This is a genomic window from Amycolatopsis sp. GA6-003 (genome assembly GCF_046267895.1).
In the GTDB taxonomy this organism is placed as follows: domain Bacteria; phylum Actinomycetota; class Actinomycetes; order Mycobacteriales; family Pseudonocardiaceae; genus Amycolatopsis.
Map to the genome: position 1 here is coordinate 4,780,097 of NZ_CP176499.1, position 26,324 is coordinate 4,806,420.

The 26,324-nt window shown below is 69.7% G+C and carries 25 protein-coding genes and 1 pseudogene; 13 read left to right on the forward strand and 13 right to left on the reverse strand.

Features of this window, described 5'->3' with window-relative positions; all coding sequences use genetic code 11:
- Nucleotides 1-22: 22 nt before the first annotated feature.
- Nucleotides 23-1,189: a pyridoxal phosphate-dependent aminotransferase gene (locus F9C12_RS21355; protein ID WP_409461612.1), complete on the forward strand. Its 1,167-nt coding sequence runs from the start codon at nt 23-25 to the stop codon at nt 1,187-1,189.
- A 316-nt stretch (nt 1,190-1,505) separates the two neighbouring features.
- Nucleotides 1,506-2,876: a hypothetical protein gene (locus F9C12_RS21360; RefSeq protein WP_409461613.1), complete on the forward strand. Its 1,371-nt coding sequence runs from the start codon at nt 1,506-1,508 to the stop codon at nt 2,874-2,876.
- A gap of 436 nt (nt 2,877-3,312) precedes the next feature.
- On the opposite strand, the gene F9C12_RS21365 is transcribed toward F9C12_RS21360, so the two are convergent.
- A complete protein-coding gene (locus F9C12_RS21365) occupies nt 3,313-4,752 on the reverse strand; it encodes a PLP-dependent aminotransferase family protein (RefSeq protein WP_409183660.1) in 1,440 nt (479 codons plus the stop codon).
- Between the two features lie 61 nt (nt 4,753-4,813).
- Here F9C12_RS21365 and F9C12_RS21370 point away from each other — a divergent pair, with 61 nt between their 5' ends.
- Entirely contained in the window at nt 4,814-5,455 is a 642-nt protein-coding gene (locus F9C12_RS21370; protein WP_409461614.1) for a YczE/YyaS/YitT family protein, read from the forward strand.
- Here F9C12_RS21370 and F9C12_RS21375 read toward each other — a convergent pair.
- Both F9C12_RS21375 and F9C12_RS21380 read right to left on the reverse strand, forming a co-directional pair.
- Nucleotides 5,452-5,985: a Clp protease N-terminal domain-containing protein gene (locus F9C12_RS21375; RefSeq protein ID WP_409183662.1), complete on the reverse strand. Its 534-nt coding sequence runs from the start codon at nt 5,983-5,985 to the stop codon at nt 5,452-5,454. The genes F9C12_RS21370 and F9C12_RS21375 overlap by 4 nt on opposite strands.
- The gene (locus tag F9C12_RS21380) at nt 5,985-6,194 is read right to left on the reverse strand and encodes a hypothetical protein (protein ID WP_009071860.1); all 210 of its coding nucleotides are present in this window, start codon (nt 6,192-6,194) and stop codon (nt 5,985-5,987) included. Before F9C12_RS21380 ends, F9C12_RS21375 begins: the two co-directional genes overlap by 1 nt.
- A gap of 372 nt (nt 6,195-6,566) precedes the next feature.
- Here F9C12_RS21380 and F9C12_RS21385 point away from each other — a divergent pair, with 372 nt between their 5' ends.
- Entirely contained in the window at nt 6,567-7,331 is a 765-nt protein-coding gene (locus F9C12_RS21385) for a protein phosphatase 2C domain-containing protein (RefSeq protein WP_409461615.1), read from the forward strand.
- Between the two features lie 59 nt (nt 7,332-7,390).
- Nucleotides 7,391-8,074, forward strand: coding sequence for a DUF998 domain-containing protein (locus F9C12_RS21390; RefSeq protein ID WP_409183664.1), 684 nt, complete (start codon nt 7,391-7,393; stop codon nt 8,072-8,074).
- Here F9C12_RS21390 and F9C12_RS21395 read toward each other — a convergent pair.
- The gene (locus F9C12_RS21395) at nt 8,052-9,080 is read right to left on the reverse strand and encodes a D-cysteine desulfhydrase family protein (protein ID WP_409461616.1); all 1,029 of its coding nucleotides are present in this window, start codon (nt 9,078-9,080) and stop codon (nt 8,052-8,054) included. The two genes, F9C12_RS21390 and F9C12_RS21395, sit on opposite strands and share 23 nt — an antisense overlap.
- 221 nt (nt 9,081-9,301) lie before the next feature.
- Here F9C12_RS21395 and F9C12_RS21400 point away from each other — a divergent pair, with 221 nt between their 5' ends.
- The 3 genes and pseudogenes from F9C12_RS21400 to F9C12_RS21410 form a co-directional block, all read left to right on the forward strand.
- Nucleotides 9,302-10,678, forward strand: a complete 1,377-nt coding sequence (locus F9C12_RS21400) for an amidase (protein ID WP_409461617.1) — start codon at nt 9,302-9,304, stop codon at nt 10,676-10,678.
- A complete protein-coding gene (locus F9C12_RS21405; protein ID WP_409183667.1) occupies nt 10,645-11,223 on the forward strand; it encodes a TetR/AcrR family transcriptional regulator in 579 nt (192 codons plus the stop codon). The genes F9C12_RS21400 and F9C12_RS21405 overlap by 34 nt, the downstream gene beginning before the upstream one ends.
- A gap of 391 nt (nt 11,224-11,614) precedes the next feature.
- Nucleotides 11,615-11,734, forward strand: a pseudogene (locus F9C12_RS21410) (oxygenase MpaB family protein); the annotation flags it as partial.
- 336 nt (nt 11,735-12,070) lie between these two features.
- On the opposite strand, the gene F9C12_RS21415 reads toward F9C12_RS21410, so the two are convergent.
- Nucleotides 12,071-12,616, reverse strand: coding sequence for a CGNR zinc finger domain-containing protein (locus tag F9C12_RS21415; RefSeq protein WP_409461618.1), 546 nt, complete (start codon nt 12,614-12,616; stop codon nt 12,071-12,073).
- Nucleotides 12,617-12,661: 45 nt separating this feature from the next.
- On the opposite strand from F9C12_RS21415, the gene F9C12_RS21420 reads away from it, so the two are divergent.
- Nucleotides 12,662-13,519 (forward strand): alpha/beta fold hydrolase, encoded by an 858-nt coding sequence (locus F9C12_RS21420; RefSeq protein WP_409461619.1) that lies wholly within the window; start codon nt 12,662-12,664, stop codon nt 13,517-13,519.
- Here the strand turns inward: F9C12_RS21420 and F9C12_RS21425 are convergent.
- Both F9C12_RS21425 and F9C12_RS21430 read right to left on the reverse strand, forming a co-directional pair.
- A complete protein-coding gene (locus tag F9C12_RS21425; protein WP_409461620.1) occupies nt 13,478-14,917 on the reverse strand; it encodes an amidase in 1,440 nt (479 codons plus the stop codon). The two genes, F9C12_RS21420 and F9C12_RS21425, sit on opposite strands and share 42 nt — an antisense overlap.
- A 169-nt stretch (nt 14,918-15,086) precedes the next feature.
- Nucleotides 15,087-15,347 (reverse strand): DUF397 domain-containing protein, encoded by a 261-nt coding sequence (locus F9C12_RS21430; protein ID WP_409183671.1) that lies wholly within the window; start codon nt 15,345-15,347, stop codon nt 15,087-15,089.
- 482 nt (nt 15,348-15,829) lie between these two features.
- Between F9C12_RS21430 and F9C12_RS21435 the strand changes: the two genes are divergently transcribed.
- Nucleotides 15,830-16,066, forward strand: coding sequence for a hypothetical protein (locus F9C12_RS21435; RefSeq protein WP_409461621.1), 237 nt, complete (start codon nt 15,830-15,832; stop codon nt 16,064-16,066).
- Nucleotides 16,067-16,210: 144 nt separating this feature from the next.
- On the opposite strand, the gene F9C12_RS21440 is transcribed toward F9C12_RS21435, so the two are convergent.
- Entirely contained in the window at nt 16,211-17,059 is an 849-nt protein-coding gene (locus tag F9C12_RS21440) for an SAM-dependent methyltransferase (RefSeq protein WP_409461622.1), read from the reverse strand.
- Between the two features lie 120 nt (nt 17,060-17,179).
- Between F9C12_RS21440 and F9C12_RS21445 the strand changes: the two genes are divergently transcribed.
- Nucleotides 17,180-18,334, forward strand: coding sequence for a glycosyltransferase (locus F9C12_RS21445; RefSeq protein ID WP_409461623.1), 1,155 nt, complete (start codon nt 17,180-17,182; stop codon nt 18,332-18,334).
- Here F9C12_RS21445 and F9C12_RS21450 read toward each other — a convergent pair.
- Nucleotides 18,294-19,148, reverse strand: coding sequence for a helix-turn-helix domain-containing protein (locus F9C12_RS21450; protein ID WP_409183675.1), 855 nt, complete (start codon nt 19,146-19,148; stop codon nt 18,294-18,296). The genes F9C12_RS21445 and F9C12_RS21450 overlap by 41 nt on opposite strands.
- Nucleotides 19,149-19,431: 283 nt before the next feature.
- Between F9C12_RS21450 and F9C12_RS21455 the strand changes: the two genes are divergently transcribed.
- Together F9C12_RS21455 and gndA are read left to right on the forward strand one after the other, a co-directional pair.
- Nucleotides 19,432-20,349 (forward strand): MBL fold metallo-hydrolase, encoded by a 918-nt coding sequence (locus F9C12_RS21455; protein WP_409183676.1) that lies wholly within the window; start codon nt 19,432-19,434, stop codon nt 20,347-20,349.
- Between the two features lie 86 nt (nt 20,350-20,435).
- A complete protein-coding gene (gndA, locus tag F9C12_RS21460; RefSeq protein WP_409461624.1) occupies nt 20,436-21,872 on the forward strand; it encodes an NADP-dependent phosphogluconate dehydrogenase in 1,437 nt (478 codons plus the stop codon).
- A gap of 94 nt (nt 21,873-21,966) precedes the next feature.
- Here the strand turns inward: gndA and F9C12_RS21465 are convergent, their stop codons facing one another.
- From F9C12_RS21465 to F9C12_RS21480, 4 genes are all read right to left on the reverse strand, one after another.
- The gene (locus tag F9C12_RS21465; RefSeq protein WP_409461625.1) at nt 21,967-22,689 is read right to left on the reverse strand and encodes a Clp protease N-terminal domain-containing protein; all 723 of its coding nucleotides are present in this window, start codon (nt 22,687-22,689) and stop codon (nt 21,967-21,969) included.
- Between the two features lie 61 nt (nt 22,690-22,750).
- On the reverse strand, nt 22,751-23,923 hold the full coding sequence (locus F9C12_RS21470; RefSeq protein WP_409461626.1) for a 4-hydroxybenzoate 3-monooxygenase: 1,173 nt from the start codon (nt 23,921-23,923) through the stop codon (nt 22,751-22,753).
- 12 nt (nt 23,924-23,935) lie between these two features.
- Nucleotides 23,936-25,159 carry an NAD(P)/FAD-dependent oxidoreductase gene (locus F9C12_RS21475; RefSeq protein WP_409183680.1) on the reverse strand — a complete coding sequence of 408 codons (1,224 nt, stop codon included), beginning with the start codon at nt 25,157-25,159 and terminating at the stop codon, nt 23,936-23,938.
- Between the two features lie 66 nt (nt 25,160-25,225).
- Nucleotides 25,226-26,305: an erythromycin esterase family protein gene (locus tag F9C12_RS21480; protein WP_409183681.1), complete on the reverse strand. Its 1,080-nt coding sequence runs from the start codon at nt 26,303-26,305 to the stop codon at nt 25,226-25,228.
- Nucleotides 26,306-26,324 lie beyond the last annotated feature (19 nt).

The window sequence follows — 26,324 nt, forward strand, 5'->3', positions numbered from 1 at the left end:
TTGTCCGTGAGGATGCGTTCTCGTGCGTGAACCAGCTCTCGTCCCCCGCCTCCGCCCGTTCGCCTCGACGGTTTTCGCGGAGATGACCGCGCTCGCCGTCCGGCACGACGCGGTCAACCTCGGCCAGGGCTTTCCGGACACCGACGGGCCCGCCGGAATGCTCGAAACGGCGAAGAACTCGCTGTTCGGCGGCGACAACCAGTACCCGCCGGGACCGGGCCGCCCGGAGCTGCGCGCCGCGATCAGCCGGCACCGCCAGCGCTACGGATCCACTTACGACCCGGACACCGAGATCCTGGTCACCGCGGGTGCGACCGAGGCCATCGCGGCGTCGCTGATCGCGCTGACCGAGGCCGGCGACGAGGTGATCGTGGTCGAGCCGTACTACGACTCCTACGCCGCGGCGGTCGCGATGTCCGGTGCGCAGCGGCGCGTGATCGGCCTGGTCGAGACCGAGAACGGCCAGCTCGAACTCGACCTCGACGCCCTCCGCGACGCGATCACGCCGAAAACCCGCGCGGTGCTGCTGAATTCGCCGCACAACCCCACCGGCACCGTGTTTTCCCGCGCGCAGCTGGAGGAAGTCGCGCGGTTGTGCGTCGAGCACGACCTCATCGCGGTCACCGACGAGGTCTACGAACACCTCGTCTTCGACGGCGCCGAGCACCTTCCACTCGCGTCCTTCCCCGGAATGCGCGAGCGGACCGTCGCGATTTCGAGCGCGGGCAAGACGTTCAACTGCACCGGCTGGAAGATCGGCTGGATCTGCTCGACGCCGGAGCTGGTGGCCGCGGTGAAGGCGGCGAAGCAGTTCATCACCTTCGTCTCCGGCGGACCGCTGCAGCCAGCTGTCGCGTACGCGCTCGACAACGAGCTTGAGTGGGTCGAAAACCTGCGCGCGAGCCTGCAGGAGAAGCGTGATCGGCTGTCCGCTGGTCTGGCCGATGCGGGATTCGCCGTCCGGCCGAGTGCGGGGACCTACTTCGTGACGGCGGACGTGCGCCCGCTCGGCTTCGCCGACGCCGCCGAACTCGCTTGGACGCTGCCGGAACGCGCCGGAGTCGCCGCGGTACCCGTCAAGGTGTTCACGGATCACCCGGACGAGTGGAAACATTTGCTGAGGTTCGCGTTCTGCAAGCGCAATGAGGTGATCGACGAAGCCGTCGAACGCCTGCGGAAACTCGTCTGACGACTGCCGCGCGGCCGCTCGTGGTCACTGCGGGAACGGGGGTACCCAGAGTGTCCTGGCGGCGGAAACGTCGGGTCGACGCCCGATTTCGCTCCGCGAACCGGCCGCCCGGATGGCCGCATCCGGCCCGGTTGACGCGACGCAGGGTGATCGACTAGGGCAGATCGGACACCAGAGCCGGTGCGGACGTTCCGCCTTACGGGGTGGATCGAGCGCGGGAGAGATGAAAGACTCGCGTCCGGTGCTAGAAAGAGGGCAGCCCCGGGGGACCTGCGACCTGGCCGGAAGAGAGCCCCAGCAAGATCAGTCTCGTGCGGTGGCACGAGCTTCAGGCGCGGACGGTGGTGGTGGCGTGACCGGCATGGCGACTCCGTGCGGCCTCGCACCTTCCGCGACGTCCGCGTCCAGTCCACTCGGGACCGCGGGTTCCGCGCTGCTCGGAATGGCCGACCGCGCCAGGCCCGGCTCGTCCTTCACGCGCGCGGGCGCGCGACGGCGGCCCCGCGCCTGGGCGGCTCCGCTCGCCCGCCCTGCCGCCCGGATCGCCGTCGCCGGCGGGCTCACCCTGGCCGGCTGGCTGCTCGGGGCGGCGTTGTCGCAGGCGAACGCGACGACGGACGATCCCGCGGACCGTCCGGTCGTTTCGGCGCACGAAGCCCCCGAAACCCACGAAGCCGAACCGGAGCACCACTACGCCGGAACAGCCACGTCCGGCACGCTCACCTGGGCCATGCCCGGCACGGCGACCGGCGCGAAGCACAACCGCCTCCACCGGTTCGAGGCCTCCGCCCACGCCTCCCGGCCGGACGTGAGCTTCCGGCCGACCGCCGTGGCCGCAAGCGAACCGGAGAGCCCGAGCGCCGCGGCGCCCCGGCCAGCCGCCAAGCCCGCCAAACCGGCGAGCCCGGCCACACCGAAGCACCACGCGCCAGCCAGCGCCCCCGCGCCCGAAGCCACCACGCAGCCCGGCCTGCTCAGCAGCATCAGCAGTGCAATCAGTCCAAGCGGTTCAAGCAGCGAACAGTACAGCCGCGAACCGCAGCAAGGCCTCCTCGACGGCCTGCTCGGCGGATCCGGCCCGGGCCTCCTGAACGGACTCCTCGGCAGCCCGGAACCCGTCCAGCCCGGACTGCTGGACGGCATCCTCGGAACCGTCGACACGACGCTGCACACCACCGCCACCTCGGTCGACACCGTGCTCGACACCGCGCCGGTACGAGTCGTCGAGCCGCCGGTCGCCCCGGTCGCCCCGGCTCCGCCGGCAAGCGGGTCGGTCATTGCCTCCGTCCCGGCGGCCAAGCTGGCGAAAGAGCCGGAAGCGCCGGTCGCGGTGAAGGTCAGCAAGCCCGCCCCGGTCGCGCACGCCGTGGCCACCCGCGTCCTCTTCGCGCAGGAACCTGCCGCCAAGCAGGAGACTCAGCCCGCGCCGCCGGTCAAGCAACGCAGTCAGGCCGGAGGCGGCAGCAGCGGCGGCGGCGAAGGCCTGCCCGCGGCACCGGCCGCGCCTGCCGCGCCCGCGTCGACTGTCTCACCAGGACACGACGGGCACGGTGGCCTGCGCCAGCTGTCCGCGCTGTCCGGCGACGGCGACACCGTCACTCAGCTCAAGCTCATCGGCGTCAGCCGCGACCACGAGGTCGACGGCGCAGGCAGGGAAGCCGCCCTGCCGACCACCTCTCCGGACTGACCGCCCGACCGGTTACCCGGGGAGAGCTCCGTCCACCTCAAGATCAACTTCTTGATCGCGCGCGCCCGTTCGCCGCGCCGGGCTCACCCCTTCGCAGTAGTCCACACCGAATCCAGGGGCTGAACCATGACCGCACTTCCCGACCGGCCGACCGCGCCCGGCCGGATCGGGTCCTGGTCCCGGCGCCGCGCTGCCCCCGCGGCGCCGGGACCCACCACGGGCGTGCTCCGGAGGCTTTCGCTCACCGCGCCGAGCGAGGGCCTGCGCCAACCGAAGCCCGCCTGAACCGAGGGCGCTTCCCGGCACTTCGAGGGGCTGTGCCGGGAAGCGCCTCGGACGATCGGCCGGTGCGCCGGACAGGTGACCGCCACCCTCCCTGGAGTGGCTGGATCCCATCCGGTGCACCGGCTGTTCACTTTTGGGGAAGAAAACCGCGCTACGTCACCGGAATCCGCTCCGCGGGCACATCCGCGCAGCCGCGCACCGAAGCCGCCGCCGCGCTCACCCGCCGCACCGCCTCCGGCAACTGCTCGCGCGGCAGCCCGAACGGCAGCCGCAGCCAGCGCTCCATTCCGCCGTGCACTCCGAACCTCGACCCGGGCGCCAGCTGCACCCCGTGGTTCGCCGCCGACACCGCCAGCCGCGTGCTCATCGGCTCCGGCAACCGGCACCACACCGACAAGCCGCCGGACGGCACCTCGAATGTCCACTCTGGACAGTACTTGCGCAGTGCCGCGACCGTGATGTCCCGCTGCTCCCGGAATTCCGCACGACGCCGGGCGAGCACCTCGTAGCCCTCCGGTTCCAGCAGCGCCGCCAGCACGAGCTGGTCGAACACCGGCGCGCCGAGATCGACCGCGAACCGCGACGACTGCAACCGGTCCAGCAGGTCCGTCGAGGCCCGGATCCAGCCCAGCCGCAACCCGCCCCACTGCGATTTCGCCGCCGATCCGACGCTCAGCACCAGATCCCCGCCGAACGCGGCCAGCGGCGGCGGGCCGTCGACCGGATCGCCCTCGTAATCCAGTTCCACCAACGATTCGTCGACCACGACCGGCGTCCGGGTCCGGGCGAGCAGGCCGCCGAGCCGTTCCCGGCCCGCCGCGTCGAGGCGGAGACCGGTCGGGTTCTGGAAGTCCACCACGAGGTAGCCGAACCGGGGCGCGGCCTGGCGCAGCGCGGCCTCGATCCCGGGCAAATCCCAGCCGTGCACCGGATCGAGCGCGACCGGCACCGGCAGCGCGTGCGTCGCGCGGACGGCGTCGATGGCGTTCGGATACGTCGGCTGTTCGAGCAGCACGCGGTCGCCGGGCCCGGCCAGCATCCGCAGGCAGAGCACGAAAGCGGAGTACGCGCCGGACGTCACCAGCACCTGGTCCGGCGAGGTCGGCAGGCCGCGCGCGGTGTAGCGCTCGGCGATCCGCTCACGCAGCCGAGGCAGGCCACCGGTGAGATATCCGTTGCCGCTGACGTACTCGGCCAGATCCCGGCGCGCGGTGTCGAACGCGGCCATCAGCCCGGGCACCGCGGGCGGAGCGGCTCGCGCGAGGTCGAGAAGGTCGTCGCGAACCGCGTCGGCCTCGTCGCGGTGCCCGACGCCAGCCACCCACGACCCAGCTCCGCGCCGGCTGGCGACGAGACCGTCCGCGCGCAGCCGGTCGAGCGCCGCGCCGATGAGCGTGCGGCTGACGCCGAGCGCGTCGGCGAGTTCGCGCTCGGCGGGCAGCCGGGTCCCGATCGGCAGCTGCCCGTCGAGCACGTGCAACTCGACCGCCGCGGCGAGGTCGGACGCACCTTGGCGGGAGCCACGCTGCCGCCATTCCCCCAGCAAGGTGGCCAATCGCCGTCCCGAAATGCGTCCACCGAGAGGTTCCATAAGGCCAATTATCGCGTATTGGCCATGGTTGATCAGGCCAGCTGTGGCCAATAGTGGAGAAGTGGCAGTTACCGACCTCAGTCCCCTCAGTCTTCGCCGAGCCCCCGCGCGCCGGGGTGTCCAGCTGATCGCCGGCCTCGCGCTCTACGGCGCGAGCATGGCCATGCTCACCCGCGCCCACCTGGGCCTCGACCCGTGGGACGTGCTGCACGAGGGCCTCACCAAGATCACCGGCCTGAGCTTCGGCACGGTCACCGCGATCGCGTCGGTGTTCGTGCTGCTGCTGTGGATCCCGCTACGGCAGCGCCCCGGCATCGGCACGGTCGCGAACGTGGTGGTGATCGCGGTGACCGTCGACGCGGTGCGTGCCGTGCTGCCGGACCAGCACGTACTGGTCTGGCAGATCCTGATGCTGGTGGGCGGCGTAGTACTGAACGCTCTGGCGACCGCGGTGTACGTCGGCACCCGCCTTGGCCCCGGCCCGCGAGACGGCCTGATGACCGGCCTGCACGCCCGGACCGGCTGGTCCGTCCGCCTGGTCCGGACCGGCATCGAGGTGCTGGTCCTGGCAGCGGGCTGGCTGCTCGGCGGCACGGTCGGCGTGGGAACCGTCCTGTACGCCCTCAGCATCGGCCCGCTGACCCAGGCCCTGCTCCCCCTGGTCACGTGGCGCACCGGGGCACACGAGCGAGAACAGCATTAACGCTTGCCGACGGCCTGCCGGACCGCCGGATAATCGATCCCGCGCGCGGCGAGGAAATCGGCGACTGGACCGCGCTGTTTCACCAGCGCGAGCAGCAAATGCTCCTGCCCGAGATGCTTGTCGCCGAGATCATGCGCCTCGCGCACGCTCATCTGCAACGCGTTCTTCGCGTCCTCGGTGAACGGCAAATGAGTGCGCTTCGCAGGCCGACTGGCCTGCGCGAGCGCGCCCGGCCCGTGCGTCTGCTCGACCCGCTCGACAATCTGATCAACGTCGATGCCCAACTCGATGAGCGCCTCGGCATCGGCGTCACTGATCCCACCCCGGCGGCGCACCCGGGCAAGCTCAGCGAAGACGTCCTCGCGCGAGACCCCGAGGGCTTGCAGCAACCGCACGGCCTCGCCGTTCTCGATCCGCGCGAGCCCAGCGAAAACAGCCTCCGCGGAAATCTCGCGCGCCCCCGCCTCCTGCGCAGCGGCCTGCGCTTCGACAACCGCTCTCCGGGCGTCATGAGTGAACTTCTCGAACATCAATGCCTCCCGTATTTCTTGTGCACGGCCTGCCGACTGACCCCCAGCTCGGCCGCGATGTCCTGCCAAGACCAGCCGTGCATCCGAGCGCTGCGCACCTGCACCGCCTCCAGTTGCTCAAGCAACCGCCTAAGCGCAGCCACCGCCCGAAGCCCCACCCGGGGATCCCGGTCACCAGCGCGAGCGGCCAAATCCGTCGCTTCCGTCATAGTGTCAACATAGGTTGACACCCCGCCATTGTCAACCCAAGTTGACGCCACCGCCCGCGAGCCCCACGGTTCCCCTCACGACCCACCACACCGCCCCGCATGCACCTCAAGGCCGCATTGGGCGCAAGCCCCACCCGTCAACCGCAGCCAGTGCACCCAAACAGCGAGGCACCCAGCCCCTCCCCCGCACCCCGATACGAAGCCTCCCTGCGGTTCGGGGGTGCTTGTCAAGGCATCTTTCCCGCCTTGACAAGCACCCCCGAACCGTCAGCACAATCGGGCTTCGGGGTGCCTCACGCAACCACTCATCGGCAAGGTCGCCCCCCAGGGCGACGAGCCGCCCGAAAACACCCCCCGAGCTACAGTCGACCAGTGCCCGAGATTTCGACCGCCGAGCGAGCCGGTGTCGGTTCCGACGGCCACCCCCGCCCCACCGAAGATCACATCGCCCTCCTGGACCACTCCATCCTGGTCCTGGACGGAGCCACCTCCCCCACCCCAGCCCTCCCCCCAGGCGGCTGGTACGCCCACCTCCTCCGCGACCAACTGGCCGAAGAACTCACCACCCACCCGACCCAAGACCTAAGCCAAGCCCTGGCAACCGCGATCACCGCCGTAGCCAAAACCCACGCCCTGACCCCAGGCAACTCCCCCTCCAGCACCGTCTCCATCCTCCGCTGGAACGACACCACGATCGAAGCCCTGGTCCTCGCCGACAGCCCGATAGTCGCGTTTGGACACTTCGGCACCGACGTGGTCTCCGACGACCGCCTCCTCTCCCTGCGCACCAACGGCCTCCTGCAAACCGGCAAAGACGTCCGCCGCCGGCGCAACGCCGAAGACGGCTTCTGGGTAGCCGAAGCCGACCCCTCCGCCGCCCACCAAGCAGTCCGCCGCAGCTGGCCCCGCGAGGACGTCGACGCAGTCCTCATCGCCACCGACGGCGTCGCGATCGGAGTTGACGAATACGGCCTCTTCACCTGGCAAGAAGTCCTGCAGCTAGCCAAAAACAAGGGCCCCGAAGCAGTGCTCGACGCAGTACGCGCCGCGGAAAACGGCGACCCGCACGCGGTCCGCTGGCCGCGCGCCAAACGGCACGACGACCAGGTGCTCGTCCTCGCCGATTTCACCGGGTAGGGGCTGAATCAGGGGTTTTCCCTGATCACGAAACGCCGCGGAACCGCCAATCTGGCTACATGGTGAACTCACGAGGCGTCCGGGGATGGCGCCTGACCGCACTCGCTGCGATCGCCTGGGGGCTGTTCACGATCATTGTGCTGCACATCATCAGCTCGCACGATCCGATCTACGACACGCTTTCGAGCTACACGATCACCGACCGCGGGGAGGGCATGCTGGGGGCGAGCGTGCTGTCGGTGGCCGTCGGGTCTCTCGCGGTGCTCGGCGCGCTGATCGCCGGCGGCGTGCCGATGACGTTCAGCACCAAGGCTTTGCTCATGCTGTGGGCGCTCGGACTGGCGGTCGCCGCGATTTTTCCGGCCAGCTACCCGCAAAGCCCGAATCCGCTCAGCGGCGACATCCACCTGTACTCGTGCCTGATCGCGTTCGCGAGCCTGCCCAGCGCGGCGATCACGATGCTGGAACCGTTGCGCGGCACGGCGGAGCGCGTGTTCGTGGTGCGCTGGCTGAAGTTCGGCCTCGCCGCGGTCGGGCTGTTCGCGCTGAGCTTCCTGTTCGTCCGCCTCGACGAAGCCGGGGTGCAGCCGTTCCACGTGCTCACCGAGGTGCTGCCGGTCGGCGCGACGCAGCGGCTCACGCTGATCGCGAACGTCGCGCTGCTGCTGGTCCTGCTCCGCATCGCGGTGCGGACCGAAACCGCCCGCGCCGCGGTGCTCGTTACTTCTGCGCCTCGGTCATGAATTCGGGCGCGTAACCGAACAATCCGGGAAGCCCTCCCGTGTGGACGAACACCACGGTCTCCTCGGGCGAGTACCGTCCCGCCGCCGCCCATTCCACCAGGGCGGCGGCGGCTTTTCCGGTGTAGACCGGGTCGAGCACCACGCCTTCCGTGCGGCCGAACAACCGGATCGCTTCCCAGGTCCCGGACGCCGGAATGCCGTACCCCTCGCCGATCGTCGTGTCGTTGAGCCAGACGTGCTCCAGCTTCGGTGGGTCGAACCCAAGCAACTGCGCGGCGCCGGCGGTGAGGTGGGTCAAGTTGTCCACAGCCTCGTTGAGCGGGTGGCTGACGCAGGCGATGTCCAGGTCCAGCGAACCGAGCAGCTCCGTACCGAGCGCGAGTCCGGCCGCCGTGGCCCCGCTGGCATGTGGACCGACGATTCGGGCACGGTCCAGGCCGAGGTCGGCCAGCTGGACCGCCAGCTCGCGAGCGGCATCCACATAGCCGAGAACGCCGAGTGGGTCGGACCCACCGACTGGGACCGTCCTGGTTTTCCGGCCCTCGTCCGCAGCTTCGGCGAGCAATCGTTCGTAGGTCGCGGCCGCTTCAGCGTCGGACGCACAGATGTGCACCCGCGCGCCGAAGAGATGGTCGAGCGGGACGTTGCCGGACCGCTCGTACGCATCGCCGGAACGCGGCACTTCGGCGGTCAGCACCAGCTCGCAACGCAACCCGAGCTTCGCGCACGCTGCGGCGGTCTGGCGGCCGTGGTTGGTCTGCACCGCGCCGAAGGTGAGCACGGTGTCGGCCCCGTCGGCGAGCGCCGCGCCGAGGTGGAAGTCGAGTTTGCGCAGCTTGTTGCCGCCGACGCCGAGCGGATGGACGTCGTCGCGCTTGAGCAGCAGCCGAGGAATGCCGAGCGCTTCGCCCAGCCGCGGCACCGGGACCAGCGGCGTCGGCCCGTGGTGCAGACCGGCGCGGGGAAAGCCGTCGAGGGAGGGGAACCGGGCGAAGTCGAACGTCATCGATCCTCCGTACGCTGGCCGGGCTGGTGACGTGCAGTTTAGGTGGCTTTCCCCAGCGGTGGCCGGGTTCGCGGCTTTGGCTTCCCGGTCGACCCCAGCGGGCGGCGAATAGCTTCCCCGGCACTCATCGAGCACCACCGCGAGCGGCCGTCGTCAGGGGTGCTTCCCAGCCGTCGTCGTGCTACGTTCGTTCGAGCGAACGAGAGAACGGGGAGCCGCCGATGCCTTCCGCGACGACAGAGTTCACGACCTTTGCCGACCAGGCCGCCGCGCTCGAGTCCGGCGACGTCACGGCCGTGCAGCTCACCGAACTCGCGCTCGCCCGGGCGCACGCCAGCCAGCCGGTGCTCAACGCGTTCCGGGTGCTGCGCGACGAAGCCGCGCTCGCCGAGGCCGCCGCGGCTGATCAGCGTCGGGCCGAGGGCGATCGCGCGCCGTTGCTCGGGATGCCGGTCGCGATCAAGGACGACGTCGACCTCATCGGGCTGCCGACCGCGTTCGGCTGTCCGGGCGAGTTTCCGGCGGCGACGGCGGACGCGCCCGCGGTCGCGCGGCTCAAGCAGGCCGGCGCGGTCATCATCGGCAAGACCAACACGCCTGAGCTGGGGCAATGGCCGTTCACTGAGGGGCAGGCCTTCGGCGCGACGCGCAATCCGTGGCAGCCCGCGCACACGCCGGGCGGGTCGTCGGGCGGGTCGGCCGCGGCGGTGGCGGCCGGGATCGTGGCCGCCGCGCTCGGGTCGGACGGGGCCGGTTCGGTGCGCATCCCGGCGGCGTGGACCGGGCTCGTCGGGATCAAGACCCAGCGCGGCCGGATCCCGACCGACGGCGAACTGTTCCACGGCCTCACCGTGCTCGGCCCGCTCGCCCGGACGGTCGCCGACGCGGCCGCGCTGCTCGACGTCACCGCGGGCACCGGCACGTCGTTCCAGCGCGCGGCGCGGCGCGAACCCGGGCGGCTGCGCATCGGTCTCTCCACCCGGATTCCCTTCACCGCCACCAAAACCAGGCTCGACCCAGTAGTCGAGGCGGCGGTGCGGCAGACCGCCGAAACGCTCGCCGGGCTGGGGCACGAGATCGTCCCAGTCGAACCCGGATACGGCCTGATCGGCCTCACCTTCCTGCCGCGGTCGCTCACCGGCGTGCGGGATTGGGCCCGGCGCGTGCCGGAACCGTCCGCGCTCGACCCGCGCACGCGCAGCAACGCCCAGCAAGGCGGCCTGCTCGCCGGACCCGCGCTGAAACTCGCCCGCTCGCTCGAACCGGTGCTGCGTCGCCGGATCGGCGGAGTGTTCGGCGACATCGACGTCCTGCTCACGCCGACCACCGCCACCCCGCCGCCCGCGATCGGGTCGTTCGACGGGCTTTCCGGCTGGCAGACCGATCAGACGATGATCGCCGCGTGCCCGTACGCTTGGCCGTGGAACGTGCTGGGCTGGCCCGGGGTGAACGTGCCCGCCGGACTGACCGCGGACGGGTTGCCGCTCGGCGCCCAGCTGCTCGGCCCGTCGCATTCCGAGGAGCGGCTCATTTCGGTTGCCGCGCAACTGGAAGAGGTGCTGCGATGGCCGGACCGACGCCCCGCGCCGGGGTGGTGACCACTCGCGACGCGATCCTCCGCGCCACCCTGAAAGTGGTCGGCGAGCAGGGCGTCGGCGGACTCACCAACCGGCGCATCGTCGCCGCGGCCGGGGTTTCGCTCGGCACGCTCACATATCACTTCCCGAGCCAGACCGAGCTGCTGCGCGAGGCGATGCTGCTGTTCGCCGAGGAGGAAACGGCGAAACTGGCGGGGATTGTCGAGACGTACCGAGAGCAGGGGCTGAGCCTCGAACAAGCCGCGACCGTCGTCGAGCACGTGATCAAGCAGCTGCCGTTCGGCACGGACGAACTCGCGCCGCACGAGCTGTACCTGCAAGCCGCGCGAGACCCCGGATTGCACGAGGCTTCCGCGAAATGCTTTGCGGCGTATGACGAATTGGCCATCACGATTCTCACCGCGCTAGGCCTGCCGGACCCGCAGCGAGTGGCCGGACCGGTGGTCGCACTGATCGCCGGACTGCAATTGCGGCGGCTCGCGACCGGCACGGACGTTCCGGCTGCTGAGCCGTTGATGATGCTGCTGCATGGCGCGCGCGGCTAAGGCGGCCCCGCCGGTCGTCCGCGGCAGGGCGGCGGGCGTTACTTCGGCGACCTGCTACTCGACTCGTGCTGCAGGTCGCGCATCCAGTGGTGGTGGCTGGGGTGCGGGATGACAAAAGGTGCGCAAGCGGGGGCCGAGCGGTTGCGGAAATCGCACCGCTCGTTCAATCCTGGCGCGTACGGTGCACGCTACGCTGGTCATGGTCCCCGTTGGCGCACAACGGTTCTTCGGCCGACCAATGTCCACTTCGGAGCTTGACGAGTGCTACGCGCTCAGGGCCTCCGGCGGCTGGATCCTCGCAGTGCACCTGTTCAGCCAGCAGCGCGGTGCTCTGCGCTACGAACCCGCGCTCGGCGCGCATCTTCCGGACGGCGATCTCCCGACCGCGAGGATGGCAGGCACCGCGCAAATATGCGGCATCGGCCGGATCCTCGGCGCGCGAGAACGGGATCTGCCGCCGACCTGGCCGGAATTCGAACGCTATTACCGCGCGATGATCGCCGGGTTCGGTCCGAACGAGACGATCAGCACGTTGTTCGAGACCATTGACACCGTCCGGAAACCGTTCTCCAGTATGTCGAACCTCCGCTGGTCGAAGCTCCAAAAAGGACATTCGACCGGGCAGCTGTTCCTGATCCGCACGCGGGACGTTCCCCTTCGCCCCGCCAACGCAGCCCCCACCCTCTCCGGGGGACGGCCCTTGTCCAGTATATCCGCCCCCACCGACAACCCCGCCCACTACGGCCGGGTTGTCCACAGCGACCGCGGCTTGGGGAAAGTCTCGTGCCCACCGCCCCATGCGAGTGGGCAGCAAGCTGAACGGGCGGCTGCGCGAACACCCGCGGGCTTACCGGTTCTTCGTCCGTTCGTAATGCGCCCGCGCCTTCGCCCGGTTCCCGCAGCGGGACATCGAGCACCACTGGCGCGTCCGGCGGGGCGAGGTGTCGACAAATCGCAAGCCACAGTCATCCGCCGCGCAGATCCGGACATCCTCCGCTCCGGTCGCGACGTCGACCGCGTCCGCGGCTAGCACGGCGAATGCCGTCGCCACCGGATCTGTCGGCACCTGTGCTTCTCGCCGCAGTACGCCGTCTTTCAGCAGCAGCCGGTCGGGTTTCGGGACGGCCTCGAGCGCGTCGTTGACCAGGCGAACGTCGGCGGCCAGCGGTTTGGCGGTCAGCAGCCGGTTCACCGCCTCGCGCAACTCCTTCGCCGAAGCCACCTGGGCGGCGGTCACCGGCAGGCGGCCGAACCCGGCGAGGTCGAGCCATTCCGCGAGCGCGTCCGGGCCGGTGAGCAGCTCGATGCCCTCCGGGAGATGCCGGGAGCGCACCGTGTTCACCAGGTGCAGACACGGCCGTCCGGCGTGGAACACCCACTCCATGTCGCTCATTCTAACCATTGAAACCGGTGAGAACCCACGCTACCGTCTAACCCCATGAGCCGGTTAGAATCAGCGATGGCGCAGGTAGGCGACCTGCGCATGCACTACCTCCGCGGCGGCGACGGTCCGCCGCTCTTCCTCCTGCACGGCTGGCCGCAGACGTCGCACTGCTGGCGCCGTGTCGCCGGGCCGTTGACCGAGACGCATACCGTGATCGCTCCCGACCTGCGCGGATACGGGCGCACCGACAAACCCCGCACCGGCTACGACAAGCGCACGATGGCCGCCGACGTCGCGAAGCTGGCCGAGCAGCTCGGGTTCGACCGGGTCGCGGTCGCGGGGCACGATCGCGGCGGACGGGTCGCGCACCGGTGGGCGCTCGACCGTCCGGACCAGGTCGAACGGCTGGCCGTGCTGGACATCGCGCCGACCCGGGAGATGTGGCGTCGCCTCGACAAGGACCTCGGGAAGGCTTACTGGCACTGGCTTTTCCACCTCCAGCCAGACCTGCCGGAACTGCTGGCGGGCCAGAACATCGCCGCCTACCTCGGATACTTCTTCGAGCGCTGGACCTTCCAACGGCACGGGCTGCCCGCCGAAGACGTCGCCGAGTACGTACGCGCCTTCGAAGCCCCCGGCGCGCTCCGAGCCGGTTTCGACGACTACCGCGCTTCGTTCCCCGACGACGCCGAACTGGACGACGCCGATTACGCCGCCGGAAAACGCCTCACCCAGCCAGTGCTGGCGATGTGGGGCAAGGCCGGTCTGCTCGGCAGCCTGCCCACGCACGAAATCTGGCGCGACTACGCGGACGACGTCACCGGAATCGGTCTCGAAGAATGCGGACACTTCCTGCCCGAGGAACAACCCTCACAGGTCGTAGCGCATCTGCGGGAATTCCTGGCCGGTTAACGGAATCCGCGCGAAACCCGCACCGACAGTCTGCTCGATCGCCGCGCCGACGCGGAAAGCCGTGCCGTCCTCGTACTTGCCCGCGACGACCTGGACCCCGGTCGGCACGCCGTTGCTCGCCCAACCGGAAGGCACGGCGAGCACCGGATGTTCGCTGCACACGTTGAACGCCGGAGTGAGCGAAGCGTCCGAAAAGTGTTCCAGCGCAACACCATTCACCACAACCTGCGCGGAAAGGTAATCCTCGCCAGCCTCGAAAGCAGTGGCACCGAGGGTCGGCACGACGAGTGCGTCGAAGCGCGCGAACACCGCGTCAAGGCGTTCGCGGATCGCCGCTTCGACCGCATGGCCAGTCTCAGCGTCCACAATGTTCTCGACCCCCTTGCGCGCGAAAGCCTGGCAGTACGGCGTGATGACGCCCGGGTTCAGCCGGTCCAGTTCGAGCACCTCGGCGGCCAAACCGGTCCCGAAGTGCGCCCACAGAGCCTGTTTGACCAGGTCGAGCGTCCAGTCGAGCTCGATCTCGGTCACCACCGCACCGGCCGACTCCAGCGCCTGCGCGACGGCACGGGTATTGGCGGCGACCTCCGAGTCCACCGGAAAATCGCCGGGCACCGGGCAGCACGCGACGCGAAGCCCGCGCACGTCGCCGAATTCGATCCGCGCCGCGGGAAGCCGCGAGTGCGGATCGCGCGGGTCCTCGCCCGCCATGACGTTCTGCAGGAGCGCGCAATCGGCGACGGTCCGGGCCATCGGGCCGTGGTGGTAGTAGGTGTCCAGTCCGGCGGGCGGGAGCACCGGGTTGCGGCCGTGCGGCGGTTTGAACCCGACCACGCCGGTGAAGGACGCGGGCGCGCGGAGCGAGCCACCGATGTCCGATCCGGTGGCCAGGAAGGCGGTTCCGGCCGCCAGCGCCGCGCCCGAACCACCGGACGAGCCGCCCGCCGCGGTCTCGAGGTTCCACGGATTGCGCGTGATTCCCCAGCGTCGCGTGTGCGACAACGGCATGCAGCAGAACTCGGACGTCGTCGTGCGAGCGTGCAGAATGCCGCCGGCGGCCTGGATCCGGCCGAGGCCGATCGCGGTCTCCCGCGCCGTCCGAGGCGGACGCAGCAGGGTGCCTTCGGTGACTGGATGCCCGGCCAGGGGCTGTTCTTCCTTCGCCGCGATCGGCAGTCCTTCGAGCGGCCTCGGCTGGCCGCCCGGGCCGTACTGCTTCTCCGCGCCGGCCGCCGCCCGCAGCGCCTGCTCGAACATCTGCTCGGCGAACGCGTTGACGTCCGGCTCGACCCGCTCCGCCCGTTCCACCACCGCGCGCATCACCTCTACTGGCGACAGCTGCCGGGTCCGGAAAAGGTGCAGTGCTTCGCCTGCGGAGAGGTAGTGGAGTGGGTTCATGGCTCGCTCCGTGGGGTCGGGCCGCCCAACCTACTCAGCTGGCAACCCTCGCCAAACCGACATTGCGCCCACAACCCCCGGCACCCACGGTGACCAGAGCGAATCCGCAGTCCACCCGATCGAGTGACTGTTTGCGAATCGCTCTCCGCCGAGACCTCGTCGTGGTGGACTAGTCGCTCGGCGGCAGGTCGAACTGGCCGGCCTTGACCGCGACGAGGAAGGCGTCCCACTCGCCGCGGTCGAAGACCAGCACGGGGCTCGCCGCGAGCTTCGTGTCGCGCACGCCGATCAGGCCGGGACGGGAGAGGTTGACCTCGACGCAGTTGCCGCCGTTGGGTTCGCTGGCGAACGACTTCGCCCAGGCCGCGGCCGCGAACAGCGACTCCGCCGTGTCCGGGTCGTAATCCTGGGGCGACGGATAATCCGCCATGGGTCGTCCACCTCCGAGCCTTGTGCAGGGCGTGCGTTCTGGTGCACGTCCCCGGCTTCTTTGCGTCACTACGGAGCAAACCGCAGGGCCAAGCGGGTGATCAACTCGACCCGATCTCGACATGAAGATTATTCCAGGAGTAGGATTAATCGCAGCGATCGGGGCGTCAGTGGTGGGTGAATGGCTTGCGACATTCAGCCCAACACCGGCAGCACCGGCCCGGGCACCCGGCCCGGGCGGCGGAACAGCCGCGAGACAACGGGGAGGAGTGCGGATGCGAGCCGACCCGTTCGGACCGGCGAGCCCATCCGCCAGCCTCGCCGGAATCGGCGCTGGTCCAGGTGCTGTGACGACCCTGCGGAGACGCCGCAACGGAGCGGTTTCCCTGGTGCCCGGCGTTGACCCGCCGAGCGCGAACCACCCCGATCCGGCCGGTGCCGACCCGCGCCGGTTCCCGTTATCCGAACTGGGGGTGTGATCCCATGGCCGTACGGCTCACCACGCTTTTCCGCCGTGAGGACGAACACACTCGCGGCCGGCGTGGGATCAATCACGAATTGCGCAACCGGTTCGGGTTCAGCCTGATCCAGGCCCCGCTGCGCAGCCCGATGGTTGTGGACACCGAGATCGAAGTACCGGCTCCGCGCCAAGCGGACACCGTCCACAGCACCCGCCACCGTCGCGAGACACGAGTACCGCTGCTTCACGGGCTCGGCTGAGCCGCAGTCCGCATCGTCCACGCTCCCCGGAAGTCCGTTGCCGGGGAGCGTTTTCGTATCCGCACCCTGAACCGCTGGCAGGTCCAGACCACCTCCACCGGTCCAGACCACGGGTCGCGCGGCCCGGGAGCCGGCGAGCGAGAGTCAAGGCTTGCGGCCCAGAGCGCAAATCCCGCCGCTGAACGAGGGATCGTCCGCCATCCGGTCGCCGGCGCTCGATTCGCCCGCCTCCGGATGCCAGTCCGACACCCACGCGATCCCCGGCTCCACCAGTTCCAGTCCGGAGAAGAACTCCGCGAACTCCGCCCGCGAGCGGAAGTGGAACGGCGTGCTCGACTGCTGGTACTGCTTGTGGATCGCCTCGCGGCTTTCGCCGTCGCTCGTCGGCACGCCGTCGTCGGTCAGGTGCGAGGACAGGAAGTACGAGCCGGAAGGCAGCAGCGACAGGTACTTCCGCACGATCTCCAGCGCCGGCTCGTCGCGGCTGATGAAGTACAGCACTCCGACCATGATCAGCCCGATCGGGCGCTTCGGGTCGAGGACGCCGGTGTCGAGCGCGCGCGGCCAGATGTCGGCCGGGTCGCGCAGGTCGCCCTGGAGCACCGCGTGCCGGTCGGCGACGCCCTCGCGTTCCAGCAGGATCTGCGAATGCGCGACGGCCACCGGTTCGTTGTCGACATAGACACAGCGCGCGTTCGGGTTCACCGACGTGGCGATCTCGTGCACGTTGCCGACCGTGGGCACGCCGGAGCCGATGTCGAGGAACTGGTCGATGCCCTGCTGCGCCATGTACCGCACGCCGCGGCCGAGGAACTCGCGGCCGGCCCTGGCGATGGTCTTGATCATCGGAAAGGTCTGGACCGCGCGTTCGCCGAACTCGCGGTCGATCGCCCAGTTCGCGGTGCCGCCGAGGAACCAGTCGTAAATCCGCGCCGCGTTCGGCCGATCGAGGTCGACGCCCTCCGGGGCTTCCGGATCCGGTGCCTGAGTCATCAGCTTCCCCTTCCGTGCGGATACCAGTGTGCCGACTCGCCGCGGCCGCGCGCCGCCGCCCCCGGCAACCGCCCGAAAATGCCACGACCTTGGTACGTCCGGGCTACTAGGTTGCGGTGGATGCGCATCCTCTTCTCGTTCGTCGGCGGTCGCGGCCACTTCGATCCGATGGCTCCGGTCGCGCGAGCGCTCCTCGCGCGCGGCCACACGGTAGCCGTCGCCGGCGGCGGTTCGCACGTACCCGCGCTCGCCAAGGCCGGGTTCACGACCTTCGCGGTCAACGAACCCCGCGAGATCGAGGCGACGCGACAGCCGATGCCGCCGGTCGATCCGGCGCGCGACGACTGGGAAATCCGCGAGCTGTTCGCCCGCCGCGCGACGCGCGAACACGTGCCGGTGCTGCTGGAGCTGGCCCGGGAATGGCGGCCGGACCTGATCGTCCGGGACGAGGTGGACTTCTCCGCCGCGATCGCCGCCGAGGTGCTTGGCCTGCCGTGCGCCACCGTGCTGGTGCTCGCCGCGGGAACGTTGCTGCGCAAGGAACTTCTCGCCGAACCGCTCGCCGAGGCCCGCGCCGCGCACGGCCTGCCGGACGATCCGGAGCTGAACCTGCTGACCCGCGGCCAGGTGCTTTCGCCGCTCCCGCCGTCCTTTCGCGACCCCGGCTCGCCGCTGCCGCCCGGCACTTTCTCGTTCCGCCAAGGAGATCCGGTCGCGCCCCGCCCGCCCGCCGAGAGGCCGCGCGTCTACTTCACGCTCGGCACCAACTTCAACCTGGAGTCCGGCGACCTCATCGAGCGCACTCTCGCCGGGTTGGGCCAGCTGGACGCCGACGTGACCGCCACCGTCGGCACCCAGATCGACCCCGCCGAGTTCGGACCGCAACCGCCGCACGTCCGCGTGGAACGGTTCGTGCCGCAGGCCGAACTGTTGCCCCGCCTCGATTTGATGATCTCGCACGCCGGGTCCGGCAGCGTGATCGGAGCGCTCTCGCACGGTCTGCCGTCGCTGCTCTTCCCGATGGGCGCCGACCAGCCCGGCAACGCCCGGCGCTGCGCCGAGCTGCACGTCGGCCGCGCGCTCGACCCGGAAACGTCCACTCCGGACGAAATCCGCCAAGCCGCCGCGGAGATCCTCGCCGACCCCAGCTACCGCGAAGCCGCACGCCGCGTACAAGCCGAGATCAACGCACTCCCCGCCGCCGAAGACACCGTGCCCGTGCTCGAAGCACTGGTCACGTCATCTGCGCGCGGTAACTTTCCGCCAGCTCCTTGAGGAACTGCCGCGTCTCGCCCCGCTCCAGAGCAGCGCCGCGCAGCCGGTCCCACGAGTCCACGAAGATGTTGAAGTCCTTCACGTCGTCGAGGTACAGCCCACCCGCGGAGTGTTCGATGTAGACGAAGTCGCGGGTGCGGTCCGGGAACCGCATGATCGTGAAGTCGTTGGGCACCGCGGCGAGCTTCGCGCTGAACGGCAGCACGTGCACGTACACGCGCGGGTGCCGGTCGAGTGCGAGCAGGTGCTCGACCTGGTCCAGCATCACCGCGGGCGCGAACCCGCCGGGCGCGCGGCGCAGCGCGCCCTCGCTGATGATGAACCGGTAGTACGGCGGCTGCTGCTGGTCGAACACCGCCTTGCGGTCGAGCCGGTTGCGCACGAGCGACGTGACGTCGGTGGCTCCCGCCTCGGTGAACTGCTTGAGCATGTAGTGCTCGGACTGCAGCGGCCCCGGCACGCGCTCGCCGTGCCAGGTGAGGATCTCCGCGGCGGCCGGCTCGAGGTCGGTGAAGGTGCGGAACCAGTGCGGCACCACCGACCGGTAGCCCGACCAATGGCCGCGCTGCCCGGCCGCGGCCCGGGCCAGGTTCATCAGAGTGTCGGCTTCTTCGCCGTTGATCCCGAACGCGTTCAGCATGGTCCGCACATCTCCGAGCTTGACCCCCACCGCACCGGATTCGATCTTGTTGACCTTGCCCTGGGTGCAGCCGAGTACCTCGGCGACTTGCTGCTGCGTCATCTTCGCGGCGTTTCGAGCATGCCTGAGCTCATTGCCGAGCTGCTTGCGGCGCGAGGTGACGGTGCTCGCCATCTCCCCTTGCTCTCCTGGACCACTCCTGCCGACGGGCTCTCCGCCGGACCGCGAACTACGAACCACCCAGGCCACTGCGACCCAACGGAGTTCGATGATGACATCCGGCAGCGTTTCAGGAAATGCGCGAGAACGCCAGTCACCCGGCAGGTCACCCTGCCGGAGCAGCGAATTCCGGGCGCCGCGGACATCTCGGCTACTCCATTCGGACTAAGAGGAGACTTCCGGGCACAGCTGAGCCGCCGACGCCCCGCAGCGGCGGCGCGGGCGGCATAGTGTGCGCGTGATCGATCGATCCCCTGACGCGGCGAGCGTCAAACAGCTGGCAGACGGCGCGTTCGGCTACGTCCAGCCCGACGGTTCCTGGTTCATCAACAACTGCGGCTTCGTCGACGCCGACGGGCACGCTGTGCTTATCGACACATGCGCGACCGAACGGCGGACGCGCGCGCTGCTTTCGGCCGTCGGCGACACCGTCGGCCCGGTCACGACGCTCGTCAACACGCATCACCACGGCGACCACACCAACGGCAACTATCTGGTCGGCGGCGCGACCGTCGTCGGCCACCGCAAGACCCGCGAGACGCTGCTGGCCGACGGGATCCAGCGGTACGAGGGCGTCTTCACCGAAAGCGACTGGGGCACGCTCGAACTGCGCGTGCCCGACCTGGTCTTCGACGACACGGTCACTCTCTACGCCGGGCAGACCCGGATCGACCTCATCCACCCCGGGCACGCCGCGCACACCACCAACGACGTGCTGGCCTGGCTGCCCGAGCAGCGCCTGCTGTACGCGGGCGACCTGGTGTTCAACGGCGGCAGCCCGTTCGCGCTGATGGGGTCGGTGGCGGGCTGGCGGGCCGCGCTGAACGTGATCCGCGAACTCGACCCGGCGGTCATCCTGCCCGGACACGGCCCGGTGTGCGGGCTCGAGACGGTGGACGCGGTGGACGACTACCTGGAGCTGGTCCAGCGCGCGGCGGAAACCGGCAAGGCGGCCGGGCGCTCGCCGCTGGAACAGGCGAAGGCGACCGACCTCGGCCGGTTCGCCGAGCTGACCGAGCAGGAGCGCCTCGCCGGGAACCTGCACCGGGCGTACGCCGAACTCGACGGCGCAGGGTGGGGTGCGCCACTCGATCTCGTGGCTCCGCTGAAGGACATGCTGGCCTGGAACGGGGGCCCGATCCGCTGCTTCTCGTGAGTGTCAATCACGGTTCTAACCGGGACTGCCACTCACGAGGGTTGACTAGGCTCGGAATCCGGCAGAGGTTTTCGGAAAGGTTTCGGATGAGCAAGAAGGCGAGCATCGGGGTCACCGGCCTCGCGGTCATGGGCCGCAACCTGGCGCGGAACCTGGCCCGGCACGGGCACACGGTCGCCCTGCACAACCGCTCCGAGGAGCGGACCCGCTCGCTCGTCGAGCAGTTCGGCGACGAAGGCGACTTCATCCCGGCGTACTCCGCGCAGGAGTTCGTCGACGCGCTGGAGCGGCCGCGGCAGATCGTGATCATGGTGAAGGCGGGCGGCCCGACCGACGCCGTCATCGAGGAGTTCGCGCCGCTGCTGGAGCCGGGCGACGTGATCGTGGACGCGGGCAACGCGCACTTCGCGGACACCCGGCGCCGGGAGCAGGCGCTGCGCGAACGCGGCCTGCACTTCGTCGGCACCGGCGTGTCCGGCGGCGAGGAAGGCGCGCTGCACGGGCCGAGCATCATGCCCGGCGGGTCGAAGGAGTCCTACGAGTCGCTCGGCCCGCTGTTCGAGGACATCTCGGCGAAGGTCGACGGCGAACCGTGCTGCACGCACGTCGGCGCGGACGGGGCCGGGCATTTCGTCAAAATGGTGCACAACGGCATCGAGTACGCCGACATGCAGCTGATCGCCGAGTCGTTCGACCTGCTGCGCGGCGCGGCCGGCTACTCCCCGGCGGAGATCGCCGACGTGTTCGGCGCCTGGAACACCGGACGGCTCGACTCGTACCTGATCGAGATCACCGCCCAGGTGCTCAAGCACGTCGACGGCGCGTCCGGCAAGCCGTTCGTCGACGTGGTCGAGGACGCGGCGGAGCAGAAGGGCACCGGCCGCTGGACCGTGCAGATCGGGCTCGACCTCGGCGTGCCGATCAGCGGCATCGCGGAGGCCGTGTTCGCCCGGTCGCTGTCCGGGTCCACGGGGTTGCGTTCGGCGGCCCGCGGGCTGGGCGGCCCGACGCGCACGCCGCTCACCGGGTCCGCGTTGGAGACCTTCGCGGACGACGTCGAGCAGGCGCTGTACGCGTCGAAGGTGGTCGCGTACGCGCAGGGCTTCAACCAGATCCAGGCGGGTGCCGCGGAGTACGGCTGGGACATCGACCTGGGTCGCGTCGCCGCGATCTGGCGCGGCGGCTGCATCATCCGGGCGAAGTTCCTGAACGACATCACGTCCGCTTATGCCGCGGAGCCGGGCCTGGAGACGCTGCTGACGTCCGGCGGTTTCCGGACCGCGGTCGAAAACGCGCAGGACTCGTGGCGTTCGGTCATCTCGACGGCGGTCCGCCTTGGCATCCCGACGCCCGGCTTCTCGACCGCCCTGGCCTACTACGACGGGCTGCGCGCGGACCGGCTGCCGGCTGCGCTGGTGCAGGGACAGCGCGATTTCTTCGGCGCGCACACCTACCGGCGGGTGGACCGCCCTGGCTCGTTCCACACGCTGTGGGCCGGAGACCAGTCCGAGGTCGAGGCCTGATTTTGGTGCTGCGGAAGGGCTCTCCCCGGGCTGGGGAGAGCCCTTCTTTGCTAGAGGAGGGTCACCACGAACAGCACCGCGAGCGCGATGGCGATCATTTCCCCAAGGTGCCGAGGATTTCCGCGAGAAATTCCTTGATCTTCGTTTCGGCCTTGCCCTTGTCGACCCCCAGTGCGGCAAGGATTTCGTACCCCGCGCCCTCTCCCTGTTCCAGCAAGGCGAGAAGAATGTGCTCGGTGCCGATGTAGTTGTGCCCGAGCCGCAAGCTCTCGCGCAGGGTCAGTTCCAGCGCCTTCTTGCCGGCCGGAGCGAACGGCACCGGATCCGGCGCGTCGTCGACCGGTTCCGGCAGCTTCGCCTCCGCGGCTTCCTTCACCGCCTCCAACGTCACGCCTTGGGCGACGATCGCGCCCGCGGCCAGTGCGTCGGGTTCGGAAAGCAGGCCGAGCAGCAGGTGCACGGTGTCGATTTCGGCGTTCTTGCCCTCGATCGCCGCCTGCTGAGCAGCCACGATGACGTGCCGCGCCCGGTCGGTGTAGCGCCCGAACGTCCGTTGGATCCCGCCGGAGGAATCGTCGCTCTTCGGCACGAATCTCTTCTGGGCGGCTTGTTTGGACACGCCCATGCTGGCCCCGATGTCGGTCCAGGAAGCCCCGCTGCGGCGGGCCTGGTCGACAAAGTGGCCGATCAGGTGGTCCGCGACCTCGCCGAGATGCTGACCGACGTACACGGCGTCGGTGAGCTGGGCGAGGGCGTCTTTTTCGTTGTTGGCTTTGATGGCGCTGATGAGGTCGTCGAGTTTCACGGAGTCGGTCATGCCGTCAACTGTAGGTTGACGATTGGCGGGCGTCAACCTTGGGTTGACCAGGTTGGCGCGCTCAGGCGAACGGCAACCCCACGTAGTTCTCCGCCAAACTCGTCGCCGCCGCCCTAGACGAGGCCGTGTACCTCAGCTGCGACAGCTGCAGCCGCCGGGCGAACGCGTCCGCCTCCGGGTCCACGTGCAGCATCGTCGTCATGAACCACGAGAAGTGCTCCGCCCGCCACACCCTCCGCAGGCAAGTGTCCGAATAGGACTCCGCCAGGGTCGAATCCCCCTGCAGCAAAGCAACCAGGGCCCGCGAAAGCACCACGACGTCCGCCACCGCCAAGTTCATTCCCTTGGCCCCGGTCGGCGGGACGATATGCGCGGCATCCCCGGCCAGGAACAACCGGCCGTGGCGCATGGGTTCGGTTACGAAGCTTCGCATCGGCGTGATGCCCTTGTCCAGGATCGGCCCTTCCTGCAGAGTGAACTCGCCCTCGACCGCCAGGCGGGTCGACAGTTCCGTCCAGATCCGGTCGTCCGACCACGCCGCCAGGTCCTCTCCGGGAGCAACCTGCAGGTACAGCCGCGTGACGTCCGGGGAACGCATGCTGTGCAAGGCGAATCCCCGCGGATGATGCGTGTAGATCAGCTCCTCGTGCGACGGCGGGGTCTGCGCCAGCACCCCCAGCCAGGCGAAGGGGTACTCCCGTTCAAACGTCGTCAGCACACCGTCCGGAATGGACGGACGCGAGACGCCGTGGAAGCCATCGCAGCCTGCTACCGCGTCGCATTCCAGGGTTTGCTCCGCCCCGGAAGAATCCCGGTAACGCACCACCGGACGCGAAGTGTCCAATGAGGACAGAAAAACTTCCGAAACTTCGAAGTGCAGCGGAAGATCCGCGGCCTCGTGCGCGTCGACGAGGTCTTTCACGATCTCCTGCTGCCCGTACACCGTGATCGACTTGCCGGTCAGCTCGGTGAGCGCGATGCGGTGGTCAGCACCGTCGAACCGGAGCGAGAAACCCTCGTGCGGCAAGCCTTCCGCGGCCAATCGGCCGCCGAGGCCGATCTCGGTCAGCAGGTCGACCGTCGGTTGTTCGCACACCCCGGCGCGCACGCGTTGCCGCACGTACTCGCGGTCGCGGGCTTCGAGCACGACCGCTTCGACACCTGCCTGGTGCAGCAAATACGACAGCAGCAACCCAGCCGGGCCAGCGCCGATCACGGCGACCTGCGTGCGCAACGGAACCTCCGATCAAGCCGCGGTGCGCGACTTCAGGTGTGCTTTCAGATCGAACGAGCTGGCTTCCAGATCCGCGTACGCCGGACGCGGTTCCGCGGCGAACAACCGGCGCGCGGCGATGTGGTCCGGGGCTCGGTTGACCGATTCGACGGCGATCAGCACGTCGTCGCGGAAGGACAGCACGGAGAACTTCCCGGCGGACCGATCACCGGTCACCACGGTCCGGTCCGCGGCCGCGAGGATGCCCGCGATCTGCAGTTTCGCGCCGGTCTGGTCGGTCCAGAACCACGGCAGGCTGTCGTACCGCGCCGGTTCCCCGGTGATCGCCGCGGCCACCGAACGGGCCTGGTCCACGGCGTTCTGCACGGATTCCAACCGGGTCGCGGCACCGGCCTGCACGCACGGGAAGCACGCGCAGTCGCCGATCGCGAATATCTTCGGGTCCGCGGTGCGGAGGTGCTCGTCCACGACCACGCCGTTGCGCACCTCGAGCCCGGCTGCCTCGGCCAGCGCGGTCTCCGGCAGCACGCCGACCGCGACGACCACGAGGTCCGCGGGCAGCCGCCGCCCGTCCGAAAGCTCGACCGACTCCACGTGGCCGGACCCGTGCAGCGCGGTCACCCCGACGCCCAGCACCACCGTGTGCCCGGCCGCCCGGTGGTGTTCGGCGAAAAACTCCGAGATCTCCGGCGACGCGACCCGCGCCAGCAGCCGGTCCTGCGCCTCCACCACGGTGACCGGGCGACCGGCGTGCGAGGCGAACTCCAGTCCGATGAACCCGCCGCCGATCACCACGACGTCGCCCGCCGCGTCAAGCGAAGCCCGCAGCCGGTCGGCGTCCGCGCGGGTGCGCAGCGTCAGGACGCCTTCGAGGTCGGCGCCGGGCACCGGCAACGCGCGGTTGCGCGCGCCGGTGGCCAGCACCAAATGGTCGTAACCCAGCTCCGTGCCGTCCTCGAGCCGGACTTTCGCCGCGTCCCGTTCGATCGCGGCGACCCGGCCGCGGACCAGCTCGATGTCCTTCTCGGCGAAGTAGTCCTCCGGCCGCAGCACCAGCTGCTCGACGCCGGCGCTGCCGGCCAGGTACGCCTTCGACAGCGGCGGCCGCTGATACGGCACCCCCGGCTCGTCGCCGATCAGGACCACGCGGCCGGCGAACCCCTTGTCCCGCAAGGACGCCGCGGCCTGGAATCCGCTTTGCCCACCGCCGACGACGAGAACGGTCTCGGTGCTCATCTCGCTCCTCCCGACATCTCGGCTCCATCTGAGCACACCTCGGCCGAGGCCGTCGAGGAGCGGCCGTCACACCCGGTGCAGGAACGCGATCGCGTCCGCCGCCTCGACCGCGTCGAACGGCAGATACCCGCGTCCGTCGCCCGGCCGCGCGGGCAGCCCGGGGTCGATTCCGGCGGTTTCGACCAGCTCACGGTCCCGCACCGTCGCGGCGAGATACGCCTGCAGCGTTCCCGGCGCGGGGTCCCCTACCGCATCGGAGGAGCCGAAATCGGTGGCAATGAACACATACCGGTCCCCGAGCCGGTGCGCGACCTGCGCGCCCGCGCTCCACCACTGCGCACCCATCATCGAGGCCGCGCGCCGCTGCAGGTGCTGGTTGTGCGCGGAGACGAAGGTGCCCGGCAGCGCGAGCAGGTTGTCCGCCATCATCGCGTCGCGCTGCGCCCCTAGCCGACTGAATCGTTCCGACGAGGTGTCGGCCATCAGCGAGTGGTAGCGGCAGAGCCCGACCGCGGTCCGGGCGAGCAGGTCTCCGCCGTCGGGCAACGCCGGGCGAGAGCGTTCGAAGAAGCCAGCGAGATCGTCGGCGATCAACCGCAGCTCCCGCGCTTCTGGACTGTCCCCGATGGACTTGGCTCCGTCCCACATCGCCGCTTCGTCCGCCCAGGCCGCGTCGTCGCCAGCCAGCCGCTCGATGGTCGCGACGTCGTGCGGCACGGCGTCAAGGTGCTGGGACAGGAAGCCGTGCAGTTCGGTGAGCACCGCGCGCGGGCTGGGCGCGCTGGCCATCTCCAGCGGAGCGTCGAAACCGTGGAAGCGGACCTGGTCCTCGGGCTCGCGGCCGGCGTTGTGGTCGCGCAGCCACTCGACCAGCGCCCGGTTCGCCGGGAACGCTCCGAAGCCGTGGCTGAACCCGGTGGCGAGCACCTGGTTGAGGTCGCCTTCGCCGGTGGTCACGTAGCGGTCGACCAGGCGTCCGGCCAGGCAGTCGCTCTCCAGCGCGATCGAGCGGTAGCCGTGTTCGAGGACGAGGTGCTGGAAGATTTCGTTGCGGAACAACGGGAAGGCCTCGGCCCAGTGCGTGGGCTCTCCCAGCCCGAGCAGGGTCGGCGAACGGCGGGCGAGGAAATCGTCAAAGGTTTGCATTGCTTTGACCGTATCGTTG